Annotated in this window: 19 protein-coding genes and 1 pseudogene; 9 read left to right on the forward strand and 11 right to left on the reverse strand. The window is 64.2% G+C overall.

Going from position 1 to position 18966, the window contains the following annotated elements:
* Positions 1-169: 169 nt before the first annotated feature.
* From CH273_RS18125 to CH273_RS18140, 5 genes and pseudogenes are all read right to left on the reverse strand, one after another.
* Positions 170-1774, reverse strand: coding sequence for an SLC13 family permease (locus CH273_RS18125; protein WP_032398499.1), 1605 nt, complete (start codon positions 1772-1774; stop codon positions 170-172).
* Positions 1775-1859: 85 nt separating this feature from the next.
* Entirely contained in the window at positions 1860-1994 is a 135-nt protein-coding gene (locus CH273_RS28225) for a hypothetical protein (RefSeq protein WP_256991338.1), read from the reverse strand.
* A 42-nt stretch (positions 1995-2036) separates the two neighbouring features.
* Positions 2037-2369, reverse strand: a pseudogene (locus CH273_RS18130) (alanine:cation symporter family protein); the annotation flags it as partial.
* 75 nt (positions 2370-2444) lie between these two features.
* Positions 2445-3779 carry a flavin monoamine oxidase family protein gene (locus CH273_RS18135; protein WP_032398498.1) on the reverse strand — a complete coding sequence of 445 codons (1335 nt, stop codon included), beginning with the start codon at positions 3777-3779 and terminating at the stop codon, positions 2445-2447.
* A gap of 30 nt (positions 3780-3809) precedes the next feature.
* Positions 3810-5186, reverse strand: a complete 1377-nt coding sequence (locus tag CH273_RS18140) for a serine/threonine-protein kinase (protein ID WP_032398160.1) — start codon at positions 5184-5186, stop codon at positions 3810-3812.
* 150 nt (positions 5187-5336) lie between these two features.
* Here CH273_RS18140 and CH273_RS18145 point away from each other — a divergent pair, with 150 nt between their 5' ends.
* From CH273_RS18145 to CH273_RS18160, 4 genes are all read left to right on the forward strand, one after another.
* Complete coding sequence (locus CH273_RS18145; protein ID WP_032398159.1) at positions 5337-6590, forward strand: EAL domain-containing protein; 1254 nt, start codon at positions 5337-5339, stop codon at positions 6588-6590.
* Positions 6591-6682: 92 nt separating this feature from the next.
* The gene (locus tag CH273_RS18150) at positions 6683-8227 is read left to right on the forward strand and encodes an alanine/glycine:cation symporter family protein (RefSeq protein WP_032398158.1); all 1545 of its coding nucleotides are present in this window, start codon (positions 6683-6685) and stop codon (positions 8225-8227) included.
* Between the two features lie 118 nt (positions 8228-8345).
* A complete protein-coding gene (locus CH273_RS18155) occupies positions 8346-8981 on the forward strand; it encodes a GyrI-like domain-containing protein (RefSeq protein ID WP_032398157.1) in 636 nt (211 codons plus the stop codon).
* Positions 8982-8994: 13 nt separating this feature from the next.
* Entirely contained in the window at positions 8995-10266 is a 1272-nt protein-coding gene (locus CH273_RS18160) for an MFS transporter (protein WP_032398497.1), read from the forward strand.
* Positions 10267-10281: 15 nt separating this feature from the next.
* Here the strand turns inward: CH273_RS18160 and CH273_RS18165 are convergent, their stop codons facing one another.
* The 5 genes from CH273_RS18165 to CH273_RS18185 form a co-directional block, all read right to left on the reverse strand.
* Entirely contained in the window at positions 10282-10704 is a 423-nt protein-coding gene (locus CH273_RS18165) for a VOC family protein (protein WP_032398156.1), read from the reverse strand.
* Positions 10705-10800: 96 nt separating this feature from the next.
* Positions 10801-11094, reverse strand: a complete 294-nt coding sequence (locus tag CH273_RS18170; RefSeq protein WP_032398155.1) for a transcriptional regulator — start codon at positions 11092-11094, stop codon at positions 10801-10803.
* The gene (locus tag CH273_RS18175) at positions 11091-11510 is read right to left on the reverse strand and encodes a hypothetical protein (RefSeq protein ID WP_032398154.1); all 420 of its coding nucleotides are present in this window, start codon (positions 11508-11510) and stop codon (positions 11091-11093) included. Before CH273_RS18175 ends, CH273_RS18170 begins: the two co-directional genes overlap by 4 nt.
* A gap of 50 nt (positions 11511-11560) precedes the next feature.
* Positions 11561-11851: a hypothetical protein gene (locus CH273_RS18180; RefSeq protein WP_032398153.1), complete on the reverse strand. Its 291-nt coding sequence runs from the start codon at positions 11849-11851 to the stop codon at positions 11561-11563.
* Between the two features lie 19 nt (positions 11852-11870).
* Positions 11871-13022 carry an NAD(P)/FAD-dependent oxidoreductase gene (locus tag CH273_RS18185; protein WP_052050383.1) on the reverse strand — a complete coding sequence of 384 codons (1152 nt, stop codon included), beginning with the start codon at positions 13020-13022 and terminating at the stop codon, positions 11871-11873.
* Positions 13023-13101: 79 nt separating this feature from the next.
* On the opposite strand from CH273_RS18185, the gene CH273_RS18190 reads away from it, so the two are divergent.
* Positions 13102-13665 carry a dihydrofolate reductase family protein gene (locus CH273_RS18190; RefSeq protein WP_032398152.1) on the forward strand — a complete coding sequence of 188 codons (564 nt, stop codon included), beginning with the start codon at positions 13102-13104 and terminating at the stop codon, positions 13663-13665.
* Positions 13666-13682: 17 nt separating this feature from the next.
* Here CH273_RS18190 and CH273_RS18195 read toward each other — a convergent pair whose 3' ends face one another.
* Positions 13683-13979, reverse strand: coding sequence for a DUF503 domain-containing protein (locus CH273_RS18195; RefSeq protein ID WP_032398151.1), 297 nt, complete (start codon positions 13977-13979; stop codon positions 13683-13685).
* 102 nt (positions 13980-14081) lie between these two features.
* Between CH273_RS18195 and CH273_RS18200 the strand changes: the two genes are divergently transcribed.
* The 4 genes from CH273_RS18200 to CH273_RS18215 are packed head-to-tail and all read left to right on the forward strand — an operon-like array spanning position 14082 to position 18948.
* Positions 14082-14756, forward strand: a complete 675-nt coding sequence (locus CH273_RS18200) for a GntR family transcriptional regulator (protein WP_032398150.1) — start codon at positions 14082-14084, stop codon at positions 14754-14756.
* Positions 14757-14813: 57 nt separating this feature from the next.
* The gene (gene atzF / locus CH273_RS18205) at positions 14814-16649 is read left to right on the forward strand and encodes an allophanate hydrolase (protein WP_082322666.1); all 1836 of its coding nucleotides are present in this window, start codon (positions 14814-14816) and stop codon (positions 16647-16649) included.
* The gene (locus CH273_RS18210) at positions 16646-17359 is read left to right on the forward strand and encodes a cysteine hydrolase family protein (protein WP_052050378.1); all 714 of its coding nucleotides are present in this window, start codon (positions 16646-16648) and stop codon (positions 17357-17359) included. Before atzF ends, CH273_RS18210 begins: the two co-directional genes overlap by 4 nt.
* An 8-nt stretch (positions 17360-17367) precedes the next feature.
* On the forward strand, positions 17368-18948 hold the full coding sequence (locus CH273_RS18215; protein WP_032398149.1) for a hypothetical protein: 1581 nt from the start codon (positions 17368-17370) through the stop codon (positions 18946-18948).
* Positions 18949-18966: the final 18 nt, after the last annotated feature.

The following is an 18966-nucleotide window of genomic DNA, read 5'->3' on the forward strand; positions in this document are numbered from 1 at the left end:
TGCCGAGTCGACGGCAACGCCGACGCAGCACCGACCAGGGGATGGCGGCGCGCACCTGGAACGGGTCATCCGCCTGGATGAAGTCGTCATCGTAAACCCGGTGCACGGTTGTGCGGGCGAAATCGGCCGAAGTCGATCTCGAATCGTTCGACTTCTTCTGTACAGAGCGTCAGAACTGAATGCCGAGCGACCACGCGAACACCGTGTACGCGGCGATGGTGATCAGTGAGATGGCGATCAGATTGAGCCAGAAACCGCCTCGCATCATCTGGCCGATCGTGATGTAGCCACTGGCGTAGGACACCGCGTTCGGCGGAGTCGCCACGGGCAACATGAACGCGCAGGTGGCCGCGAGCGCTACCGGGACGGTCAGAACCAGAATGTCGATGTTCATGCCCATCGCGACGCCACCTGCCACCGGAAGGAACGTCGCGGCCGTCGCGGTGTTGCTGGTGATCTCGGTCAGGAAGATGATCGCGGCCGTGGCGACGACGACCAGCAGGACCACCGGAATGGTGTCGAGGCCACCTGCGACGCTGCCGATCCAGTCCGTCAGGCCGCTCGACTCGAACTGGGCCGACAGGGCGAGCCCGCCGCCGAACAGCAGCAACACGCCCCAGGGCAGCTTGACAGCGGTCTCCCAGTCGATCAGGCGGACGCCCTTCTTGCTTCCGCTGGGTAGCAGGAACAGCAGCAGTGCTGCTGTCATGGCGATCCCGGTGTCGGAGATCGGGGCATCGTCGAAGATCAGCGGAACGGCCACCCACGACACTGCCGCCAGGGAGAAGACGATCGCGACCCGGATCTCACCCTGCGACATCCTGCCCAGGGCGTCGAGTTCGCCTCTGATCAGCTGCTTGCCGCCGGGTATGTCGTCGATCTCCGGCTTGAACATCACGTGGGTCAACAGGAACCAGGCGATCACGAGCAGGATCACGGCGAGCGGAACACCGGCGATCATCCATTGCAGGAACCCGATGGTGATTCCCTGCCCCTCCAGGTAACCCACCAGCAGGGTGTTGGGTGGAGTGCCGATGATGGTTCCGAGCGAGCCGATCGAGGCCGCGTAGGCGATGCCGAGCATCAGAGCGGTCCCGAAGTTGCTCTTGATGACGGCCTGGGTGATGGTGTCGTCGTCGGGGGCGGAGTCAGCGCCGGTGCCGGGTACCGCTCCGGACTTCTTGCCGATGTCGAGAACCAGAACCAGCACCGATACACCGATCGGAATCATCATGACGGCGGTGGCCGTGTTGGACACCCACATCGACAGAAAGCCCGTCGCGATCATGAACCCGGCGATCACCATCGTCGGTTTGGTGCCCATCGCGTCGACGGTCAACAGGGCTATGCGTCGGTGCAGGTTCCACCGCTGCATGGCCAGCGCCAGGAGGAATCCGCCCATGAACAGGAAGATGATGTTGTTGCCGTAGGAGGCTCCGACATCGTTGACGGCGACATCGGAATCGAAGACCGGAAAGATGACGAGGGGTAGCAGCGCGGTTGCCGGGATGGGCACCGCCTCCGTCATCCACCAGATACCCATCAAGACGGCGGTGCCTGCGGTCAACCGCGCTGGATGCGCTACGTCATCGGGGAGAATCAGGTACACGAGAATGGCCAACAGGATGCCTGCGCCGAGGCCGACCCATTGACGCTTGCGGCGACCGGGCTGCACTTCGGCTTCTCGTTCTCCGGCCGATCTCTGATCCACCTCGTCGAAGTCGTGGCCTTCGGATGAGCGCCCGGCCTTCTCCTCGTCGCCGACCTGCGTCATGGATCCTCCTCGGTGTGGACGTTCCATCACCCTAACGCGTGAAATGTCCGAAAGGTCCGAGTTGGTTTGGGGCCGGTGTCGACGCTTACTTCGCGACGTCGGGCTTGTTCATCGTCGGGTCGTTGTCGAGCACCGGATCCCACACGTCGCCGGGAAGGTCGCCCGGCAGATGACTGTTGCCGCGTCCGACGAATTTGTCGTCGCGACCCGCGCGCCGCATGGCCTCGAAGTCCGCCAGCGCACCGAAGGCCCATTTACCCTAGGCCGGGCCACCACGAAAGCTGCCATCGGGATTGCGCACCTTGTACATCTGCGCCGGAGTCGCCTCGACGAACGCAGTCGCCATGCCCACCTCCGCGACCAGCCACATCCAGAAGATCGCGCCCGGTCCACCGAGAGTGATGGCGATGGCTACGCCGGCGATGTTTCCCCTACCCACCCGAGATGCCAGACCGACGCAGATTGCCTGGAACGCGGAGATTCCGCCGTCGGCGTTCGATCGAGATCCGCCGATCGACTCGAACATCGACGGCAGCAACCGGACCTGGACGAGCGTGGTGCGGACGGTGAAGTACAGGCCGACGCCGATCAACAGCTATATGAGAAAAACGCTGTAGAGACGGTCTGCCGAGAAATCCAACCGAACTGACGGTATCCACGGTGCCATCCGTCACTCCTCGGTTGCACCCCAGATATCTCGGTAGGGAATCGGACGCCCCAGAATCCGTTCTGCTGCACGATGTCCCGACTTCAACGCCGCGGTGACCGTTGCCGGATCATCGGTCCACGTCGCTTCACCGGCGAGGTGAAGTACATCGCCGATCGGAGTGGCCAGGTCGTCGTGATCGCGCGTACGTGAACCCACCGTCATGTACGAGTACGAACCGTGGGAGAACGGATCGTCCTGCCATCGAGTGACATACACGCTGTCCGGCGTAGCGACACGGTCACCGTACAGGCCACGTAGTGCCTTGAGGACCGAGTCCGCGATGCGCTCGTCCGACCAGTGCCGGATCTGCTGAGCGCAGGCGCCCGCTGCGAACGTCAGAAGCGTCGGACGCCCTGGCGGCATGGTGACGTCGTACCAGGAGTGCCACCAGCGCCCGGCTTCGCCCTGCTGCCGCACGGCGTAGACGTTCTCGTCCCAGAACTTGGTGGGGAACCGGATGAACACCTTCTCGAAGGCATTCATCTCCAATCGTTCCAGGGCACCCGAAACGGATTCCGGCAGAGGAGGTTCCACCGTGAACGCCGGAGACTTCAGTACGCCGATCGGCACCGTCACCACAGCCCGCTCGGCCGAGAACCTCCCGGACCCGGTATCGACCAGAACTCCGTCTCGACCCCACCGGACCTGCGTCACAACATGTTCGAGTCGAACATCGAGCCCCTCGGCCAGCCGAACGGCCAATTCGTCGTAACCATCCGGGAACACGACTTCGTCGCCCTCGATGGCGTCGTCGTCCAAACCGTGCGCGTCGAGGAGATCCTTTCCTACCCCCAACTGTTCCTCGGCTCGATGTCCCAGGAACTCACGAACTCGTTCGAGTCGATCGTCGTCCCAATCCAGTTGCGTCAGAGTTGCTTCCACCGCGTCACCGAACGACGTTCCGGGGGGCGAATTCGCGATGGTCGTCGCGAACAGTTCGTCGAAGTGGTGAACGTCGGCACCGAACTGGGCGGCGGCCGCATCGCTCAACCTGGTCCCGGTAGGGGAGTAGTACGCGATGGGCCTGCCGTCCGGCTGGTAGCTACCGACGGTGAATTCGACGGTCCGCATTCCGAAAGCGTGTACTGCATCGGCGAGGGGGTTGTCGTCTGTTCCGTGAATCCAGGACGCTCCGACGTCGAGGGTGCCTTCGTCGGTGCGCAGTGTCCGGACGCGACCGCCTACGCGATCTCTGGCCTCGAGAACGACGACGCGCTGACCGGCGCGATGCAGGAGTGTCGCAGCGACCAAGCCGGAAATACCTGCTCCCACCACGAGGGTATCGACGTGTGTCACCGTCACTCCTGTCTGTCGACGGCCGCGGGGTCAGTTCCCTCGGCCGGAATTGCCGTTGCCGTTGCCACTGTTTCCGTTGCTGTTCCCGTTCGCGTTGCCGTTTCCCGAATTGCCGGGGCTCTTGTTGCCCTTCTCCGAGTTCCCGCTGCCGTTCCCCGAGCTTCCTTTGTCGTCACCCGGCGGTAGCGGGGCCGGCGCAGCGGGCTCGGTCGGAAGCGAATTCGTCGTGGGTCCGGGAGCAGGCTCAGGTGGGTTCGAGAGCACTGGAATCGGGCTCGCAGGTGCGGGCGCGGGCGTTGTGGGCGCCGCCGCGGGCGACTGCACAAGCGTCGGCGTCGGCGTCGGCGTCGACGGTGACAGGGGCTCCGGCTCCTCGCCCGTGCCGACTGCGACCCAGAGGATTGCTGCGCCCAGCGAGACGAACAGAGCCGCTGCTCCCGGAACGATCCATCGACGGCGTGGAGGTTCCGCTTCGGTCGACGCTGAAACTGCTGGGGGCGCAACCGTGTTCACAGTTTCCATTGGAATCGCGGCGGTGCGGGGAAGAGATGTCGTGCTTCGCGAGAGCCCACGCAACCGGTGGGCGACCGCAGCTGCGGCCGGTCGATCCTCCGGCCGTCTCGATGTCATCTCCGTCAACAACGCGTGCCAGTCCGATCCGAGCCCCTCGGGGACGGCGGGATCGCGGTGTAGACGCGCCACCGCCGCAGCCACCGCGCTTCCCTCGAATGCCATTGTGCCGGTCAGGCATTCGATGAGAACCAGCCCGAGCGTGTAGATGTCCGTCGGGGGACCTGCAGAGGTACCTGTCGCCTGCTCCGGGCTGAGGTAGTGCGCAGTACCGACTGTGGTGCCGTGCTCGGTGAGTCGTTCGGCGTCGACGATACGAGCGATGCCGAAGTCGGCAAGTTTGGCGCACTGTCCCATCGATACGTCCGGAGCATGCGCAAGGAGGATGTTGGCCGGTTTGATGTCGCGATGCACCACACCCTGACCGTGGATGTAGGCGAGAGCCTCCGCCAGCTCGTATCCGATCCGAGCGACGTGGGCGGTGTCCATCGTTCGGCTCCGGCGATACGCACTCAGAGTCGGACCGTCGACCAGCTCCATCACCAGGTACGGCACGGGCACCCCGCTCGGATCGAGCGCAGTGCCCGCGTCGTACAGCGTCACCAGACCCGGGTGCGACAGCGACGCGAGAGTCCGTATTTCTGCATCGATGCGTTGGGCGGTGTCGGGGGGCTCGCCGTGGCGGAATATCTTCACCGCTACGGATCGGCCGAGAACGTGGTCGTCGGCGTGCACGACGTCGGCCATTCCGCCGCGCCCCAGGATCGTGCCCAGTCGGTATCGACCCGCGAAGAGGCGGTCGTGAGGGGTACGAGGACGTGAGTCCGCTCCCACCATCGGTCACCGCCGTTCCTCGAGTCCTCGGAGCACCATATAACCAACGAACAGACGCGCAGACCGCAGTCGGGTGTCGACACCAGGGTGCGGTCGGGCATGATGATGCCCCGGGTGGGGACCGATCGATCAGTATCGAGGGAGGGTCCACCCATGCATCGATCCTCGGCGAGTGCGGAGATTTCGCCGATGTCGGTCCGGATCACGTCGGTCTACCAGCCGATCGTGACGCTGGACGGACGCGCCGTTGTGGGGTACGAAGCCTTGGTGCGGACCTGCGGAGGCGGTGCGCCCATTTCGCCGCCGGAACTGTTGGGCGTGGCGCGGGCACAGGGCGTCACTGCCGATTTCGATTGGCGCTGCCGAATCAGCGCGTTGCGCGGTGCCTTCGAGTCCGGCTATCCCGACCAGCTCGCACTGTTCGTCAATGCCGAACCCATCGCCCTCGATGCACCGCCTCCACGGGACTACCTACCGATTCTCGAGGATGCGTCGCGGCTGTCCATCATCGTCGAAATCACCGAGCGAGACCTGATGGGTGATCCGGCCGGTCTGCTGAGGGCGGCCGAACACGCTCGAAACCTGGGGTGGCGAGTCGCCATCGACGATGTGGGGGCAGATTCTTCCAGCCTCGCCCTGATCCCACTGCTGCGTCCCGACGTGATCAAGCTGGACATGGAACTCGTACAGGGGCGCTCGAGCAACGAGACCGCCGCCATCGTTGCCGCTGTCGCCGCCGAGGCCGAGCGCACCGGTGCCCTGGTTCTGGCCGAAGGGATCGAAACCGAGCATCACGAGAGTTGTGCGCTCGCCATGGGTGCCGTGCTGGGGCAGGGATATCTCTACGGGGCACCGGAGGCTCTTCCGGATTTCGGCGAGGTGCAGGGGCTGGTCCGATCGCTCGATCCGACCGGAACGCTGACCGTGCGTGCCCCCGTTGCGGTCACGCCCTACGGGCTCACCCATGCTCTCGGCGCCCGCAGGCACGCGGATTCGACACTGCTCGACGCCATCGAGAACAGCCTGTTGCACAGTGCGTACGGCACCGGTTCCTCGACCGTCGTACTGGCGACCGTCAGTGCGTCCACCGGTCTGACGCCTGCGCGCGAGGCGATCTTCGAGGACCTCGCCGCACGTACTGCGCTGATGGCCGTCTTCGACTCGAATGCCGCGTCGCCGGAATCAGGTTTCCGGAAAGTGTTCGTGGACGCGGACGAACCGTTGGCACTGGAACGTTCGATCGTGATCGTGGCTCCGATGTCGAGCGTGGCGCTCATCGCGGTCGAGCGAGGAGCGGCCGAGGACGGCACCCCGATGTACGACTACCGCCTCACCTACGACCGTCATGTCGTACTGGATGCTGCAACGGTGCTTCTGAGACGGATACCGGCCAGATCTGCGATGTGAGTCCGCGGGCTCCTCGTCAAGATCAAGTAAATTGTTGCCCGAAATTCGGTAAATCACGTCTTCGGCCGTCCCCGTGCTGTTCACTCGAAGCCATGAGCTCTCACCCCCTCGCAACCGATTTATTGGCCGCGGACGGAGGCACGATCAGCTCCATCGAGACGGCGATCAACAATGCCTTCGATCCGATCTCCGCTGCCGTGTCGAATGTCGTCTTCTTCACCGTCAATATCGGTGGAGCCGCTGTTCCACTGATCGTCCTGTGGCTCATCGTCGGAGCCGTCGTCTTCACGGTGGCGTTCAAGTTCATCCAGGTCCGCGGAATCAAGAGAGCGTTGATTCTGGTCAGCGGCAAGGAGGACGAGGCAGACGCGCCAGGAGAAGTCAGTCACTTCAGAGCCCTCACCGCCGCGGTGTCCGGAACCGTCGGGCTCGGCAACATCGCCGGTGTCGCCGTCGCAGTGACGCTCGGTGGCCCCGGCGCGACTCTGTGGATGATCCTCGCCGGCTTGCTGGGTATGGCATCGAAGTTCGTCGAGTGCACGCTCGGTGTGAAGTACCGAGACATCAACGAGGACGGCACCGTCTCCGGTGGGCCGATGAAATACCTGACCAAGGGTCTCGCGGAGCGGGGACTCGCCAAGGTCGGCAAGGTCATGGCCGTCTTCTACGCCATCGTCATCACGTTCTTCGCGATCAGCGGCGGCAACATGTTCCAGGCCAATCAGACCTACGCGCAGGTCCGTTCGGTCACCGGTGGTGAGGACGGATTCCTCGGCTCCGACGGAGCAAAAGCCGTATTCGGTATCGTCGTCGCACTGATCATCGGACTGGTCATCATCGGCGGCATGAAATCGATCTCGGCGGTGACCGCCAAGCTCGTACCGACCATGGCGCTGATCTACATCGTCGCGTGCGGCGTCGTCATCGCCGTCAACTTCCGTTCGGTCCCCACGGCATTCACCGCGATCTTCGAAGGTGCGTTCTCACCCGAGGGTGTGGCCGGCGGCGTACTCGGCGTCATGATCATCGGATTCCAGCGCGCCGCGTTCTCGAACGAGGCCGGACTGGGTTCGGCGGCCATCGCGCACTCGGCCGTCAAGACCAGGCATCCGGTCACCGAGGGCTTCGTGGCCATGCTCGAGCCCTTCATCGACACGGTCGTCATCTGTACCGCGACGGCATTGACCATCGTGATCGCCAACACCGTCACCTGGCAGGACCAGCGGGCGATCGTCGCCGAGACAGGTGAGCTTCCCGCCGGAGGCGTCACCCTCACCTCCGACGCTTTCGAGACGGTGCTGCCGTGGTTCCCGTACGTGCTGACTGTCGCGGTGGCACTGTTCGCTCTGTCCACCGCAATCACCTGGGCCTACTACGGACTGCAGGCATGGACGTCGTTGTTCGGACGGAGCCGCTTCTCGCGCACCTTCTTCAACGTGATGTTCTGCATGTTCACCGTCATCGGAACCGTGTTGTCCCTCGGTTCCGTGCTCGATTTCGCCGATGCGACGCTGTTCCTGCTGGCGCTGGTCAACATCACGGGCCTGTACCTGCTCTTGCCGGTGGTCAAGCGCGAACTCTCCGAGTACCTGGCGATGCGCCGAGGCGAGCCGGACAAGGTCGACGCCGGGGTGTGACAGATCGGACGAACCGACATCGACGAGACCGGGCGGTATCGGTCTCGTCGATGTCCGTTGTCGGGTATCTCTTGGAGATGTTTCGCAGTATTCGACAGTGGTGGTAACCGGGGGCCGCATGACGAAAGTCGATTTCAAGAAAACGTTCGACGCATACTCTGCGCAGCACAACATCTTTCGTACCCTTGTCGTTCCGCCAATGACGTACCTGATGATCGACGGACACGGCGATCCGAACACCGCTCCGCAGTACACCGAAGCAATCGGGGCGCTCTACCCCGTGGCCTATGCACTGAAGTTCGCCAGCAAGAACACCCTCGACCGCGACTATGTCGTTCCGCCGCTCGAGGCTCTGTGGTGGGCCGAGAACATGGCCTCGTTCACGACCGCCCGCAACAAGGCCGAGTGGAACTGGACGGCCATGATCATGGTGCCCGACTGGATCGACCGTCGGATGTTCGACGTGGCGAAGGCGTCCGCGGAAGCGAAGAGCACCTCGGATGCGTCGAGCAGAATTCGACTGGAGACTCTCGACGAGGGGCTGTGCGTGCAGACGCTGCATGTCGGGTCCTACGACGACGAGACGCCGGTACTCGACGAACTCCATCACCGATACATTCCCAGTTCTGGAATGACGATGACCGGCAAACATCACGAGATCTATCTCAGCGATCCGCGCAGGGTGGAGCCGACGAAGCTGCGCACCATCCTCCGCCAGCCGGTGGCGCGTTCGGCGGAGTCGGCGTCGCTCTGACACGATGACCGGCATGACCAATGCGGTGCGTCCGGCATCGTTCACCGCCGGGACTCTGACTCTCCTGGGTGCGCTCTACTTCGCACAGGGACTGCCGTTCGGATTCTTCACCCAGGCCCTACCTGTCGTCCTCCGGGAGTCGGGCTTCTCATTGGTGAAGATCAGCGCGACCGGTGTGCTGTTTCTCCCGTGGGCGCTGAAATTTCTCTGGGCTCCGTACGTCGATCGGTACGGATCGAGGCGACGGTGGCTGTTGTCGCTGCAGTGTTCGGCCGCGGCGGTGGCACTGGCGTTGTCGTTCCTCGATCTGTCCTCGACACTGCGCTGGCTGTTCGTCGGAATCTTCGTCATGAATGCTCTCTCGGCGACGCAGGACATCGCGACCGACGGTATCGCGGTGCGTACGCTCAGCGCGGCGCAGCGCGGGTTGGGCAACGGTCTGCAGGTCGGTGCCTACCGCATCGGGATGGTGTGCGGCGGCGGACTGCTGTTGTGGCTGTTCACCTTTGCCGGATGGCGGGTGCTGTTCGTCGCGATGGCACTGCTCATCGTGCTGACGACTGTTCCGGTGTGGTGGATGCGGACGCAACTGGACGCTGCAGACGCCGAATCCGACCGAGCGGCCGAGCCGGAAACGCCGGTGCGGCTGGCGGTTGCCTGGTGGTCCCGACTGCGTAGGCCCGGCATGGCTGCGTTCATCCTGCTGATCATCGGCTTCAAGTTCGGTAACTCGATGGGCTCGGCCCTCGTGGGTCCGTTCCTGTCGGACAGTGGACTGTCATTGCCCCAGATAGCGCTGGTCGAGGGCGGTCTGTCGTCGGTGGCTGCGCTCGGGGGAGCCGCACTGGGGGCATGGTTGTCATTTCGACACGGACGGCGTCGGGCGCTGCTGGTCGGCGGGGTGAGTCAAACGCTCAGCCTTGCCCTGTATGTCGTCGCCTCCCTGGGAGTCGGCGGCTTCCCACTTCTGGTCACCGCCAACATCACCGAACACGTCCTCGGTGGTGCGGCCACGGTGGCGGTGTTCGCCCTGATGATGGACGCGTCCGAGAAGCGTTTCGCGGGAAGCGATTACACGCTGATGGCGTGCGCAATCGTCTTCGCGCAGGGCGCAGCCGGGATCGCAGCCGGTGTGGTCGGCGACCTGTTCGGCTACACGGCGATGTTCGGCTCCGCGCTCGTCCTGTCCGGTATCGGCTGTGCATTGTTGTTGACGGCACTCGATCGAGGCTGGGGGCCCGACGGTCTCCGACAGGTGGTCCCGCCGAAGAACCTCGTCCGGTAGCGGCGGAAGCCGTACTCAGCTCTCGCTGGGGGATCCGGCGATGTTGACCATCCACTGCACACCGAACTTGTCGGTCAACATACCGAAGGTGTCGCCCCACGGGGCCTTGTCGAGACCCATCGTGAACTGCGCGTCGACGGCCAACGCGTTCCAGTAGCTCGTCAGTTCGTCCTCCTCGTCGCCGCTGAGCGAGACGCTCATGGTGTTCCCGGGCGTGTGCTCCATCGACGACGGCGTGTCGGCTCCCATCAGAGTGAACCCGTTCGGGGTGGTCAGCTGGCCGTGCATGATCTTGTCCCGGTCAGCGGGATCCTCGCTGGCGTTGGCCTCGCCGAGCGTGGTGACGGTCAGCTCGCCACCGAAGACCGACCGATAGAACTCCATCGCCTCGCGCGCGTTGTCTCGGAACGACAGATAGGGGTTGAGAATGGACATGATCGAAGTCTCCTTCTTCTGATGAACGAGCGGGCTGAACTACGACGGGATCCGTCGAATCAGTAGACCCGCACCGTGAGGGAAAGTCACCGCAGAAGATCAGATGGATGCGTCGGTGTCGGCAACAATGGCGCGCAGTGCGACCACGTGACGTCGATAGGCCGTTCTACCGTCCTTGGTCAACGACAACCACAGTCGCCGCGAGTCCGTCCGTGATCGCTGCTGCTCGACGTATCCCGCATCGACCAGAGCAGCGACCTGTTTGCTCAGCGCCGATGCGCTCAACCCGCTGTGTTCCTTGACGATCGCCAGTTCCACCGTTGTCGCCGCGGCCAGAAGGGCACAGATTCGGAGCCGGTGGGCCGGGTGAATGATCGGATCGAGATCGCTCATCGACGCGTACTGCGGTAGTGCAGAATCGATCCGATCGAGTAGATCGACGCGGCTGCTGCCGCCAGCAGAACAACCGGCCAGGCCGGTCCGCTGGGATCACCGACAGCCTGCGCCAGCGCGACGGAGAGCCCCGACAGCGCGACACAGGTGAGGAAGCCGCGGTCGGTGGGTAGGGCCCACGGCGTCCCCATCCGATATCCGGTGACGACGTTGACCGCGATGATCACCGCGGCGACACCCAGGAACGCGACCCGGCTGTCGAGAAGGGCGGTCAGTGCGAACATCGCGAGCAGCGCGGCGTTGACCGGATACAGCCATACCGGCCACGGAGTGTCTCGTACTGCGCGCTGAATTCGATCGATGTCGTCGAGAGCCGTTCGGGCTTCGGCAGGTGTGGGTTCTCCGATGCTTTCCATGGTGGAAACTGTATTGGATAGTTTCCACTATGGCAACCATCGGGCGGATGTCAGGTGTCGGACGGCCTCGCCACTTCCGATTCCCATCGGGCCCGTCGCTCGTCGTCCGACTGCTCCCACCACGGGGTTCCTCGCTCGCCGAGGGCGACTTTGGTGGCCTGCACGCCTGCGCGAGATTCCGGTGCACCCGACGTGCGTTTGACCTCCCTGCGCCACGCCATCAGAATCGACCGCAATTCGGCATTGCGATCCTCCGGGATATCAGGATCCGTTGCGCGCCAACGGCGACCCTTGATCACGATGTAGTGACCGTCCTCGGTGTGTTCCGGTTCTTCGGCCATGGGTCCACACTGCCATGCGTCAGCTGCTCAGATACTGCGGTACTGGACTTGCGTCGAGCCCGAGCGCCACGGCGGCGCGAGCGGTGACCGGTCCGACCAGATTGCCTGTGCCGTTGTAGCCACCGAATGCGATCACGGTGTCGTCGACCCATGTGCACAGCGGCCGACCGTCGGTGGTGAATCCGACGGACGCGGCCCACCGTGCATCGACCGAGACAGGTTCTCCTGCAAACGATGCCGCGACCGACTCGATGTAGTGCTGAACCTGAGCGGTCGGTTCGCCGGACGGTGTCCACTCGTGCTCGGCGAAGAGGTCACGACCGCCCCCGACATACAGCCGTCCAGACGCGTCCTGTTGCGCGTAGTCGTACCCCCATCGTCCGTACACGGGGCACGGCAGTCGTCCCGGGGTGACGGGCGAGGTCGCGAGCATCTGCAGACGGGCGGTCCGAACCCGTCCGTCGAGCTGGGGGAGTACCTGTTCGAGTCGACCGTCGACGGCTACGAGAACCAGGCCGCATCGAACCACTCCATTCGGCGTCGTGACCGCGCCCGGCTCGATGGCGATTGCGGGCGTGTATTCGTACAGTCGAGCGCGTCCCGCGAGAATCGATGCCAGCCCGAGCGCGCGACGCGCAGGATTCATCACCGCATCGTCCGGTAGGAAGATGCCGTTTCCCAACGCGCCGGAATAGTGCTCGACGGCAACGTCGTTCTCGCGCAAGCACTGTGCCAGCGCGTCGCAGTCCTCCGCATCGGCGAGCTCGCTCGGAGAACCGGGGACTCCCGCGAGCCTGATCGATCCGGTGCGTCGGACGACGTCGGGTCCGAGAAGCCCTTCCAGATTGTCGATCTCCGCCAGAGTCGCTCGATATAGATCCGCCGCGCACGGACCCCATGTCGCGAGTGCCGTGTGCAGAAAGGTCGCAGGACCACCGAGCAGGAAGCCGCCGTTCCGACCCGCAGCGCCGGCTGCGACTCGCCCTGCGTCGATTCCGACCACATCGACACCGCGGTCGAGGAGGTCGGCGACGGCGGCCAGACCCGAGCCTCCCAGGCCGACGACGCAGACGTCGGCGGTGCGGTCATGGTCGAGTGCGGGCAGTCCCGACCAGCCGGACACGATCGGATCGTCGTCCCACGCCGGGCGGGACATGTCGCTGGCGATCATCGGTCGATGGTATCGACGGATTCGGCGCGAGGATGGTTTACGATTCCGGCACCCACCCCAGCACCGGTAAGGACCGTCCATGCGCACTGTGATCGTGACCGCGTTCGTGTCGCTCGACGGCGTGATGGAGGGGCCGGGCGGCGAGGTGGGCTATCGCAACTCCGGGTGGACGTTTCAGGGCATCGACTTCGATCCGGCAGCGTACGAGATCAAAGGACGTGAGCAGGAAGAAGCCACTGCGCTGCTGTTGGGCCGCACCTCCTACGAAGCGTTTGCGCCGATCTGGCCCACCATGGACGATTTCGCGGGGTACAACGCCATGCCGAGGTATGTGGTGTCGACGACGCTCGAGCAGGACGACTCACGCTGGCCTGCAACCGTTCTGCGCAGTATCGACGACGTTGCCGAGCTCAGGAACTCCGAGGGTGGGCCGATCTCGATCCACGGCAGCGCCACCCTCGGCCGAAGTCTCGCCGACGCCGGGCTGGTCGATCGGTACCACCTGCTCGTCTTTCCACTCCTGCTCGGTGCGGGAAAGCGACTGTTCAGCGCGGCCGACAAGGACACCACGCATCTCGAACTGATCGAACACGAGGTCTACGGCAACGGAATTCAGAAGCAGGTGTTCGACGTACGTCGATGACCCGGCGGGGCGAGTGTTCAGATGTCGTCGCTTCGGATGGTGCGCCGCCGAACGGAGACGAGTTGCAGCTCGGGCCGCGAGGCCGCGACGCGCTCGATTCGGTCGAGAACATCGGTGACGTGGTCGCGATCGCCTGCTACGACGGACGCGCCTATACCTGCTCGCCTGTGCAACTCGCGATGATCGGTTTCCGCCGCCGATACCGCGAACTTGCGTTGCATTTCGGAGATCACCGGCCGGATCACGGAGCGCTTCTCTTTGAGTGAGTGAACATCTCCGAGAAGGAAGTCGAATTCTATCCATCCAATCCACATAGGCGTGCCAGTCTAACGCCGGGGTGGGCGAGCGGCCCCCGACTCGGCCCGGCAATACCGTGGATGCACGCCATTCGGCGCGCATGTTCGTACACTGGCGTCATGGCTGCACCGGCGGGACACGGTTCCTTGCCGCCGAGCCTTGTCGAAATGGCGACTCGCCAGGTCCGATCCGAGGTGCTCAGCGGTGCGCTCGAGCCCGGATCGCGCGTGGTCGAGGAAACACTGTGCGCGCGACTCGGGATCAGCCGAGCACCCGTGCGTGAGGCGTTGCGCCTGTTGGCTCAGCAGGGTCTGGTCGAGCATCTCCCACGTCGCGGGTTTCGAGTGACGGTGTGGTCGGCGGAGGACATTCTCGAACTTTTCGAGCTGCGTCAGGTTCTCGAACGACATGCGCTCGAGCGTGCGCTCCCACTCGCGTCGTCTCCCGACAGTGCTTTCGCGCCGGTGAGAGCGGCGCTCGACGAGATGCGCGACGCCGATGCGCGGGGGGACACTCTCGAGAAGGACGACGCTCACCGGCGTTTCCACGAGGCAATCGTGGCGTTGGCCGGAAGCCGCCAGCTCGATGTGGCCTATGCGCCGATCCTGTTGAAGTTACAGCTACCGATGGCCCGCAACCTCAGGGAAGAAGCCCGAGTCGCCAATCCGATCGATGGGATCAGGCGTCACGAGTGGTTGCTCGACGCCATCGAATCGAACGACCTCTCGGTCGCGCTCGCTGCGTTGAAGGAGCATGGCGAGCTGACCTACCTGCATCTCGAGAGTATTTCCTAACAGACTCGAAACAAGGCAACAACCTGCAGTAACAGAAAACTGTCGACAATCGACGGTATGACTTCAGACCTGGGACCGGCACTCGGCCCGACCGTCACCGAGATGCTCGCGTCGTACAGAAACGGCACATCGACTCCCGCTGCAACGGTGGAGGCGTTCTCGACCGCCGTGGCTGCACGCGGCGACGACGGAACATGGATCACCGTTGTCGGCCGTTCGGAATTGCTCGCGGCCGCCGCTGCACTCGAAGCGCGACCCGACGCAGTGTCGCTACCCCTGTACGGAATTCCCTTCGGAGTCAAGGACAGCATCGATGTGGCGGGATACCCGACCACGCTCGCCTGTCCCGACTACGCCTACACGCCGGATTCGACGGCCCCGGCAGTGCAGGCACTGGTCGACGCGGGCGCCATTTTCGTCGGCAAGACCAGCCTCGACCAGTTCGCGACCGGGCTGAACGGAACTCGCACGCCCCATGCGATTCCGCGGAGCGTCTACGGCAACGACATGATCTCCGGTGGCTCCAGTTCCGGATCGGCACTGGCCGTCGCCCTCGGGCAGGTGCCGTTCTGTGTGGCCACCGACACCGCAGGATCGGGTCGAGTGCCTGCCGCGCTCAACGGGATCGTCGGCTACAAGCCGTCGCGCGGCCTGATCAGCACCGTCGGCCTCGTCCCCGCGTGCAAGTCGCTGGACTGCATCACCCTGATGGCGTCCACTGTCGAGGACCTCGAACTCGTCTTCGACATCATGTGCGCCGAGGATCCAGCGGACGGTTGGTCACGTCCGCGCGGAGAAGAGTACGACGGGCGTGACATCACCGTCGGACTACCGGACCTGCAGCAGCTGGACTTCTTCGGCGACGCGGCCATGTTCGATGCGCATTCGGTGGCGCGCCTGTCGCTTCCCGATCATGGGTTACGGACCACCACAGTCGATCTCACACCCTTCCTCGACGCCGGCTCACTGCTGTATCAAGGACCGTGGGTCGCCGAGCGACTGGTCGAATTCGACGAATTCCTGAGCGAGAAGCCCGATTCCATCGTCCCGGTCGTCCGCGAGATCTTTCTGGGAGGGCGGAACTACACCGCTGTCGATGCCTTCCGGGCTCTGCAGAGATTGCAAGACCTTCGCGCTCGTGTCTCTCGGCTCTGGACGTCGATGGACGTGATGATCGTGCCGACCATCGGCACCACCTTCACCGTGCCGGAGGTACTCGCAGACCCCGTCGCGTGCAATACGAAGCTCGGTCACTACACCCACTTCGGAAACCTTCTCGACCTGACGGCCGTAGCGGTTCCCGTCGGGCTCACCCAGGACGGTCGACCGGTCAGCCTCATGGTGATCGGGCCTGCGCTGGCCGACGATACGATCCTCGCGGTCGCGGCCCGGTTGCTCGGAGAACGGCGTGCCGTTCCACCGCATCCCGCAGCAGCCGAAGGGTCGACCCTCGAGACCATCGACATCGTCGTTGCCGGGCACCACCTGTCGGGGGAGCGCGCCAACCCGCAGCTGCTCGAGCTCGGTGGGGCCCTGGTCGAGGCGACGTCCACCGCGCCGACGTACACACTGCTTCGGATCGGAACCACCGACCCGACACCCGGACTGTTGCGAGTTCCTCTCGGCGGCAGCGCAATCGACGTGGAGAGGTGGCGTCTGCCCGCCGCTTCTCTTGCGGTACTCGCGGGCAGAATGCCAGCGGTGCTCGCTCTGGGACGAGTACTGCTGGCCGACGGTTCCGACGTTCTCGGCTACGTCTGCGACGCGACTGTCCAGACCGGCGCGCATCGGCACACCGTCGACGACATCAGCGAGTTCGGTGGCTGGCGGGCATATTCCCGGGCGATCAATTCTGCTCACGATACTTCCATTGCAGCACAGGAGATCTCATGACCTCAGCACAGACACCGGAAACGTCGATACCGTCGGCGTCTCCGTCGGAGTTCACCATCGATCCCACGACGACGGCACTGCTCGTGATCGACATGCAGAGGGATTTTCTGCTCCCCGGAGGGTTCGGGGAGAGCCTCGGCAACGATGTCGGCCTGCTCCGATCCGTGATCGAACCACTCGCAGGTCTCATCGCAGTGGCCAGGGAAGCGGGGATACCCGTGATCCACACCAGGGAGGGGCACCTACCGGACCTGTCGGACTGCCCGCCGGCGAAATTACGCCGCGGCACACCATCGCAGCGCATCGGCGATCCGGGAGCGTTCGGTCGCATCCTCGTTCGCGGTGAGTACGGTCACGACATAGTCGACGAACTGGCACCACTCGAAGGTGAGACCGTCATCGACAAGCCGGGCAAAGGGGCGTTCTACGCCACCGAGCTCTCCGAGATCCTCACGAGCGCCGGAATCACCACCTTGCTCGTCACCGGTGTGACGACCGAGGTGTGCGTGCACACCACGGTTCGCGAGGCCAACGATCGAGGATACGAATGCCTCGTCGTGACGGACTGTGTCGGTTCGTACTTCCCGGAGTTTCAGCGCGTGGGCCTCAAGATGATCTCGGCTCAAGGCGGCATTTTCGGTTGGACCGCGCCGTCGGAGGACGTCGAGGCCGCGTTGGTTGCACTCGTCCCCACCTCGGCAAGTCGATAGGACCGAACATGACCATGGACGTGAAAGACTCACCCGCTGCAGGCTCTTCGTCCTCGTTCACCCTCCCGTGGTGGACGAAGGGCGACACCAACGCATTCTTCGGACTCGGCTTCAACATTCTCGTCAACGTGCTGACCCTGACCACACTGAGCATCGCGGTGGTCGGAATTCCAGGAAGCGACGTCCTCGGGACCCTGCTGCCTGCCCTCGGGATCGCCCTGATCCTGGGGAACCTCTACTACATGGTTCTCGCTCGTCGGCTCGCCAAGCGCGAGAACCGAACCGATGTGACGGCGCTTCCGTACGGTCCGAGCGTTCCGCACATGTTCATCGTCGTGTTCGTGGTCATGCTCCCGGTCTACCTGGCGACGGGTGACGCGGTGCAGGCGTGGGCGGCGGGGCTCGCCTGGGCCTTCATGATCGGCATCATCGTCATGATCGGAGCGTTCGTCGGACCCTACATTCGCAGGATCACCCCCCGCGCGGCGATGCTCGGCACACTGGCCGGCATCTCGATCACGTTCATCGCGATGCGCCCGGCCGCGCAGATGTGGGAGGCCGCCTGGATCGGGTTGCCCGTTCTCGCAATCATTCTCATCGGCTTCTTCACGGATGTGAAGCTGCCCGGCAACATTCCGGTCGGTCTCGCCGCGCTTCTGGTAGGCACGGCTATCGGCTGGATCGGCGGATACATGTCGGTTCCGGACGTGACCGAGGCTGCCGGCAATATCGCCCTCGGGCTTCCCGACCTGCGCCTCGATCTGCTTCTCGACGGTCTCGGCAACCTGGCACCGCTGCTCGCGACCGCAATTCCTCTGGGTGTCTACAACTTCACCGAGGCAATGAGCAACGTCGAGAGCGCGTCCGCTGCGGGAGACAACTACAACCTCCGCAGTGTGCTGCTCGCAGACGGATTCGGAGCGGTCGTCGGATCTGCCTTCGGATCGCCGTTCCCTCCCGCTGTCTACATCGGCCATCCGGGCTGGAAAGACGCAGGCGGACGGACCGGCTACTCGCTCGCGTCGGGCATCGCGATCGGCCTGATGTGTTTTCTCGGGCTCTTCGGTCTACTGGCCACGCTGCTTCCGATACCCGCGATCGTCCCGATTCTGCTGTACATCGGCCTGCTGATCGGCGCCCAGGCATTTCAGTCGGTGCCGAAGCTGCACGCCATCGCGGTGGTGGTGGCACTGCTACCCAACCTCGCGGAGTGGGCGGTGGGCCTGATCGACAACGCGCTCAGCGCGGCAGGTACATCGGCGACGGAAGTAGGGAGCGAGGCACTGGGTCAGGCGGGTGTCGTGTACGACGGGCTGAAGACGTTCGGATCCGGCGCGGTACTCGCCGGACTGATGCTGGGCACCATCGTCACCTTCGTTCTCGACAAACGGTTTCTCGCTGCCGCCGCAGCAGGTGGGGTGGCCGCGGCACTGTCGTGGGTCGGTCTGATTCATTCACACGAGGTGGGGTGGGCAGCCAATCCCCAAGTCGCCCTAGGCTATCTGTTCTTCGGACTGGTGTGTCTGGCGTACTCGCGGCTGACTCCGGCTTCGAAGCCGGCGGGCGAGCCGCAACCGGTCGGCGAGTAGTGCTTCCCGATGCGGGCC

It is taken from the genome of Rhodococcus sp. 05-339-2 (genome assembly GCF_002258965.1).
GTDB lineage: Bacteria > Actinomycetota > Actinomycetes > Mycobacteriales > Mycobacteriaceae > Rhodococcoides.